1 protein-coding gene is annotated in these 1,062 nt (G+C 39.1%); it reads left to right on the forward strand.

Annotation, left to right across the window (positions count from 1 at the left end; translation table 11 throughout):
- Positions 1-223: 223 nt before the first annotated feature.
- Positions 224-1,018 carry an undecaprenyl-diphosphate phosphatase gene (locus tag AC1DPZ_RS27810; protein ID WP_477409631.1) on the forward strand — a complete coding sequence of 265 codons (795 nt, stop codon included), beginning with the start codon at positions 224-226 and terminating at the stop codon, positions 1,016-1,018.
- Positions 1,019-1,062 lie beyond the last annotated feature (44 nt).

Here is a 1,062-nt window from a genome sequence, read left to right on the forward strand (position 1 = left end):
GTAGTAGTATTGGCTGGCTTTGGGTTAGGCTTTTACGCGATATTAAAGAAGCCGGAAGTAAAGTAAGGTTTTTAGTTAATGAGGTTGATTAAGTGAGTTTTGATTGGGTTGTCCTTCAACTCCCGGCTTAATTAACCCAATTTTAACATGATAGCTTAATAGCCATTCCAACTTAATCTACCCATCCTCTAATCCAACCGCTCCCCTAAAAACAATGGATACCATAAAACTTATACACATAATTGTACTTGCTATAATTGAAGGAATAACCGAATTTATACCGGTATCATCAACCGGGCACATGATAATAGCTTCATCCATAATGGGTATAGCTGCAGATCCTTTTATAAAATTGTTTACCATAGCTGTACAGTTAGGCGCTATTTTATCGGTTGTGGTATTGTACTGGAAAAGGTTTTTTCAAACCATCAATTTCTATATTAAACTATTGGTGGCATTTATACCGGCAGCAGTGTTTGGTGTGCTGTTTAGCAAAAAAATTGATGCTTTGCTGGAGAGCGCACTTACGGTAGGCATTACCTTATTAATAGGGGGTGTTATTTTGCTGTTTGTTGATAAATGGTTTAACAAACCCATAGTAAAAGAAGAAAAAGATATCAGCTATTTAACAGCATTGAAGATCGGTTTTTTTCAATGCCTGGCCATGATCCCGGGTACTTCACGCTCGGCTGCATCTATAGTAGGTGGTATGTCGCAAAAGCTTACCCGTACTGCCGCTGCCGAATTCTCTTTCTTTTTAGCTGTACCAACTATGTTTGCTGCCACAGCAAAAAAACTATATGATTTTTATAAGGAAGGTCACACTTTCACCGGCGAAGAAATTAAGTTAATGGCTATAGGTAATGTTATAGCTTTCGTGGTAGCTATGCTGGCTATCAAAACATTCATTACGTTCCTGGAGCGTAAAGGCTTCGTGATCTTTGGTTGGTACCGTATCGTTATAGGTATTGTGATCATTGGTTTAATAGTGAGCGGACATCAGTTGGAAACGATATAGGATCAGCCGCCCAAACCTTCTCCTGCAGGGAGGGCTTTAAAGAT

The organism is Mucilaginibacter sp. P4_G9 (assembly GCF_056400985.1).